The organism is Corynebacterium sp. MSK310, from assembly GCF_030227355.1.
GTDB lineage: Bacteria > Actinomycetota > Actinomycetes > Mycobacteriales > Mycobacteriaceae > Corynebacterium > Corynebacterium rhinophilum.
Genome location: NZ_JASPFZ010000028.1, coordinates 1 through 5,627, shown reverse-complemented (window position 1 = coordinate 5,627; position 5,627 = coordinate 1). Strand labels below are relative to the sequence as shown.

The 5,627-nt window shown below is 54.3% G+C and carries 3 protein-coding genes and 2 pseudogenes; 2 read left to right on the top strand and 3 right to left on the bottom strand.

Translation table 11 applies throughout. The features are described from left to right. Positions 1-155 precede the first annotated feature (155 nt). The 3 genes from QP891_RS11420 to QP891_RS11410 form a co-directional block, all read right to left on the bottom strand. Complete coding sequence (locus QP891_RS11420; protein WP_284783758.1) at positions 156-1,808, bottom strand: AMP-binding protein; 1,653 nt, start codon at positions 1,806-1,808, stop codon at positions 156-158. Between the two features lie 22 nt (positions 1,809-1,830). Beyond that, entirely contained in the window at positions 1,831-2,700 is an 870-nt protein-coding gene (locus QP891_RS11415) for an SGNH/GDSL hydrolase family protein (protein WP_284783757.1), read from the bottom strand. A 70-nt stretch (positions 2,701-2,770) separates the two neighbouring features. Next, positions 2,771-3,589 (bottom strand): GDSL-type esterase/lipase family protein, encoded by an 819-nt coding sequence (locus QP891_RS11410; RefSeq protein ID WP_284769968.1) that lies wholly within the window; start codon positions 3,587-3,589, stop codon positions 2,771-2,773. A 155-nt stretch (positions 3,590-3,744) separates the two neighbouring features. On the opposite strand from QP891_RS11410, the pseudogene QP891_RS11405 reads away from it, so the two are divergent. Both QP891_RS11405 and QP891_RS11395 read left to right on the top strand, forming a co-directional pair. Further along, positions 3,745-4,965: pseudogene (locus QP891_RS11405) on the top strand (IS3 family transposase). Between the two features lie 413 nt (positions 4,966-5,378). Further along, a pseudogene (locus tag QP891_RS11395) lies at positions 5,379-5,627 on the top strand (transposase); the annotation flags it as partial.

Here is a 5,627-nt window from a genome sequence, read left to right as displayed (position 1 = left end):
CAAAATGGTAATAAGAAGGCCGCTGCTTAACCCCTAAGCAGCTTAACTACGTGTCCACGATTTGCGGGCAACCCTACCTTTCGTTTGGGGAAATGGTTGCGTACTGGTTTTGTACGTGAATTTTACCGTAGTTGGTGTGTGGGGGTGGTGCAATTTTAGTGGGGGTGGTTGTGGAGTTTGGTTAGTTGGTTGATTTGGATTTTGCCCATGATGTTGCGTGGGAGTTTGTCGATGAAGTGGACATCTCGGGGGATGGAGTGGTCGGCGAGGTTTTGGGCGACGTGTTGTTGGATTTGTTTTGGGGTGAGGGTGTGGGGTTTGTGTGTGACGACGTAGGCGGCGATTCTTTGGAATGTGTCTTTGTCTTCGACTCCGATGCATGCTGCTTCGGCGATTTCGGGCATTGATTCGATGGTTGCTGTTACTGATTCTGGGTGGACGTTTTCTCCGCCGACGATGATCATTGAGTCTGAGCGGCCGAGGACGTGGAGTTGGTTGTTGTTATCGATGTATCCGGTGTCGCCCATTTGTAGCATTCCGTCTTGGGTGTATGGGGGTTTCTTGTTTGGGTTGGTGTAGCCGGTGAGCATCATGGGGCTTTTGATGGTGATTTGGCCGGTTTTTCCTTGCGGTAGGGGGTTTCCTTGTGGGTCGCGAATGGTGACTTGGACGCCTGTTACTGGTGTTCCTACTGTGGTGGGGTCGTTGGCGAGTTGTTGGGGGTTAGCGCAGGCGATGAGGTCGGCTTCGGTGGAGCCGTAGATGGTGGTGAGGATGGGGCGTCCGAAGTGTTGGTTTACGTCGTGGACGAGTTGTGGGGTGACTTTGTTTCCGCCGGAGCCTATCCATTTTAGGCTGCTCATGTCGTATTTTTTGTCGAGCATGTTTTTGTAGAAGATTGGGGAGGTTACGGCGCCGTCGCATTTGTATTTTTGGATGATTTGCATGCCTTTGTCGGGGTCGAAGTGCCGGGACATGATCATTGTGCAGGTTCCTGCGATGGCGATGTTGAGGGCTCCGATGCCCCAGGTGTGGAAGAGGGTGCAGGGGATGTAGACGGTTTGGTTGGCGTGCCAGTCGAGGTTGTCGAGGATGGCGCCGAGGGTTACTGGGAAGGTGGGTTCTTTGCGTTGGATTCCTTTGGGGGTTCCTGTTGTGCCGGAGGAGTAGAGGATGTAGGGGGTTTGTTTGGGGATGAGGGGGAGTTTGATTTTTTGGGTGGTTTGGGTGATGTGGTTGAGGGTGATGTGGTTTGGGTTTGGGGTTGTTGTGGTGTCGTTGATGATGATTTTATCGGTGTTGTGGGGGATTTTGGGGAGGAATTCGGGGTCGGTGATGATGAGTTTGATGTTGTTTTGTTGGATGAGGTTTTTGATTTGTTCTGGGGAGCCTTGGATGTTGAGCATGTTGGCTATTGCGCCGTTGTAGGAGCGGGCGAGGATTGCTGTGGCGGCTCCGGAGGAGTTGCGGGCTAGGATTCCGTAGTTGAGTTGGTGGGGTTTGAGGTTGTGTTGCTGTGCGTAGTTTGTGAGCCATTGGGCGAGGCTGCGTGCGTTGTGGCGGAGTTGTGCGTAGGTGAGTTGTGTGTCGTCGTCAATGATTGCTGTGGTATTTGGGGCTATTTGGTAGGCGGTTTCGAGGTTGCTTGCGGGGGAGAAGCGGTAGCGGGCGATGTTGCGGAGGCCTAGTAGTTTTGCTTTTGCTGGTGCGTTGTGGGTTAGGAATCCGCGTTGTTTGGTCATTTTGAGCATGTGCTGCATGCCTTGGATGGTTTCTTTGGTGGTGTTGAGTTTATTGGTGGTGTTCATTTGTTCTCCTTCTGTGTTTGGGTTAGTGGATGTTGCGTGCGATTTCTTGGGCCATGTGTTTTTGGCCTAGTGAGGTGGGGTGGGCGATGAGGTTTTGTTCGGGTAGGCCGTAGTAGTTGGAGTTTCGTTGGTGTGGGGGTTTGCACCATCCTTCGGGGTCGTTTGGTGGGGTGATGTAGTTAGTGTGTGTTTCTTGTGCTGCTTGTCGGATGGTGTTGTTGACTTCGGTGAGGAAGTTGTTGATGTATTTGCGGTCGTTGAGGGAGAGGTAGCCGCTTTCGGGGCAGCGGTGTTCTGGGGTGGCTGCTGTGTAGTATCCGGTGAAGAAGATTTGGGCTTGGGGTGCGCGTTTTTTGGTGTCGTTGGCTATGTCGGTGAGGCGTTGTTTTAGGTTTCGGCCGGTGATGTCGGGGTTGTGGATGCTGGCGTCGGTGATGGGTTTTGCGATGGGGGCGCAGTCGGGGAGCCCTGGGATTTGGATGTGTGGTGTGCAGGTTGCGAAGAGGGCGGCTAGTCCTGCGTCGTTTCCTCCGAGTGTGATGGTGACTAGTTTGGTGTCGGGTGTGAGGTGTTGTTTTTGTGGGGCTGGGGCGGTGAAGGGGAGTGCGTGGTGTTGGGGGTTGTCGTATTGGTAGGTGAATGCCCAGGCGCAGGAGGCGTCGTCGAGTTGTAGGTTGAGTTGTTTGGCTAGTTGGTGTGGGTAGTTGTCTTGGTCTTTGACGCAGGCTGGGGTGCTGCCAGGGACAGGTTGTGTGATGGTTCCGGTTGAGGCGTAGGAGTCGCCGAGTGCTACGTATTTGTCTCCTGGTTGGAGGGCTTGTGCGGTGGGGGCTAGGAGTGTGGTTGTTAGTGCTGCGGTGGCGAGTGCTGTGTTGATTTTTGTGGTTTTCATGGGTGTTTTCCTTGTTAGACGGGAAATTCCCGTGCATTTTGGGGTTGCACGGGAATCTTTGTTGTTTGGGTCACTTAGCGAGGTTGTGTCCGATGAATTGGCCGTAGGCGTGGGTGCCGTGGGCATTGAGGTGGAGAGGAAGATTGCCTGGTGCTGGTGGCATGATGTCGATGAGGTTTACCCACCAGCGGTCTGGGGAGCAGGCGTCGTGTCCTTCGGACATTGGCCATGCGTCGAGGAAGGTGGCGTTGTTTTGTTGTGCTACTTCGCGGAGGGCGTTCTGTAGGCGCTGCTCGGTACCTGCAGTGTTGCCGGCCGGAATGGGGAGGGGGTTGGATGAGCCGAGTCCGCTGTTGTAGCAGGACATGTTGTTGAAAGAGACGTGGGGGTAGCCGACTACCATGACTTTGGCGTTGGGTGCGTGGTGGTGGGCGATGTTGATGGCATTGCGGAGGCCGTTGCGGATTGCGCGGTCTGATGCTTGGACGTCGGGGCCGTAGGGATAGGTGTCATTGGCTCCTGCGACGATGACTACGTTTTTGGTTTGTGGGTTGAGGTCACCGTGTTGAGCTGCGGTGCGCAGGGCGTTGTCGATATGTACACCGCCGGTGGAAAAGGAAGCGCCTGCGCATTGGTACTGGTCGACGTGTGCGCCGCCGGATGCGTTGGCGATTTCGTCGGCGATGGCCCCGTCTGTAACACAGCCGACGCCGGTGTTTGCTTTGATGTTTGCTTTATTCTTCCAGTAGTCAGGCACGGTTGGGTTGGCTACTACGCTGTCACCGGTGAGGACGGTGTTGCCTGGTGTTGCGGCGAGGGCGGAGGTGTGTCCTGCGATGAGAGCTGCGGTTGCGGCTGCTACTGCTGCGAGTTTAGTGGGGGATTTCATTCTTGTTTCCTCTTATATTGTTGTTTCTCCTTGAGGTTTCTAAGTTTAGGTTAATGGATTTTTAGCTGAATGTCAGTTTGTGGGCTTGTAGATTGTGAGGTTACCCTCGTTTAGTGGACACCCTATTAGTACGGATCTTGTGTCCGTAAGAGAGGATGTTCATTGTGAGTCAACAACGCCAGAAATACACGCCGGAGTACCGGCGTGAAGCCGCAAACCTAGTAATCGAGTCAGAACGCCCGATTGCTCATGTAGCGAAAGAAATTGGTGTCGCACCTGGCCTTTTAGGTCGGTGGGTGAAAAATGAGCGTCAACGCCTAAGGATCCTCTGATGGGCTAAGCGAAGCGGATCTTCGTGCTGAGAACGCTCGTCTGCGTCGTGAGCTGGCAGAAGCCAAGATGGATAATGAGTTTTTGTCACAAGCGACAGCCTTCTTCGCTTTAAGGCAACGCGATCAGAAAAGTTCGAATTGATGCAGTCAGAGCAAGGCGAATTTCAGTATCAAGCGCATGGCACGCCTTTTGAAGGTATCTCGGTCTGGATACTACAAATGGGCCCATATGCAGCAGCAACGCTTATCCGGAAAAGATGATCGTGCATCATTTTACGATGATGTTGATCGCAAGATTCATCAGATCTGAAAAAGACTCCGACGAGGTCTATGGTGCCCTGTGAATCACCGCAGAACTAGGTGAGCGCTACCAGATCAGTGTGAATCGCAAGACTGTAGCCAAGCGGATGCGCATGATGGGCATTGAAGGGATTTCACCGCGTGCTTTCGTTCCAGTGACAACGATCCAAGCCAAGCGCAAGTCCACGCTTCCTGACCTGGTCAAGCGCATGTTTGATACTGGTGAGCTCAACCGGGTGCGGATGTCAGATATTTATCTACCTGCGCACCGGTGAAGGATGGTTGTACTTATGTGCAGTCCGCGACGGTCATTCCCGCAGGGTACTGGGCTGGGCTATGGATCGCGTTCAAGACACAAGTTTGGTCGAACGGGCCCTGCGGATGGCGTATACGTTGCGCGGTGACGTTCCTGATGGGCTGGTGTTTCACGCTGACCGCGGAACGCAATTTACCAGCGAGAAGCTCTGGGAGGTGTGCCGCAACCTAGGTGTTGCTCAGTCCGTAGGGCGCACCGGAGTGTGCTTCGATAACGCGATGGCCGAGTCGTTCTGGTCGACGCTTAAAACCGAGTTCTACGACCGGAAGCGCTGGTCAACCCGTGATGCCGCACGCAAGGCCGTTGCCTACTGGATTGAAGTCGTCTACAACCGTCGGCGCCGGCACTCCGCACTCGGGATGGTCAGCCCCGTCGACTTCGAGAACCATATTGGTTTAACCACCAGCAGAAAAGAAATAGCTGCCTAACCACTAGGTAGCTCTACTATGTGTCCACGATTTGCGGGCAACCCCAGGACCTCTCGCTGAACTCAGCATCAGCCGAGCTCGGTATCAACCGTGCCTCGCTTCATTCATGGGTCACCAAGTACTACACCGGCAAACGTGCCCGCATAAAAGCCGTGCACGAGAAAGCCCAGGCAGCGAATGAATCGTGAGACGCATCCGCCAACTGGAGAAAGAAAACGCACAACTGCGCGAAGAACGTGACATCCTGCGTAAGGCTGCGAAATATTTTGCTTAAAGCAACTCACTGGAGTTCTGGGTTGCGTCCCTTAGTGTGGTGTAACGCTTGCTGATGGTGGGCCCCGGAAATAGTGGGGCGGTCACCGTCAGTTAACCTTTCGACTCAACTACCACATCTCAGCGAAAGGCATATGACGATGACCGCTGCACCACATTCTATCGACCCGACAACCTACTTGGATGATCTGCTCGCTCAAGCCTCCCCTGACTTGATGCGCCAGATGCTGCAAGGGTTTATCAACCAAATCCTCTCCGCCCAGGCCGACACCGTCTGCGGCGCCGAATACAGCGGTTGTCTCCACCGAACGCGTCAACCACCGCAACGGGTATCGCCACCGCGACCTTGACACCCGTGTCGGCACGATCGACGTGGCGGTGCCGAAACT

Bases quoted from the DNA above. Each gene is read 5' to 3' on its own strand.
- QP891_RS11420 (WP_284783758.1), bottom strand. From the start codon at position 1,808: ATGAACACCACCAATAAACTCAACACCACCAAAGAAACCATCCAAGGC.
- QP891_RS11415 (WP_284783757.1), bottom strand. From the start codon at position 2,700: ATGAAAACCACAAAAATCAACACAGCACTCGCCACCGCAGCACTAACA.
- QP891_RS11410 (WP_284769968.1), bottom strand. From the start codon at position 3,589: ATGAAATCCCCCACTAAACTCGCAGCAGTAGCAGCCGCAACCGCAGCT.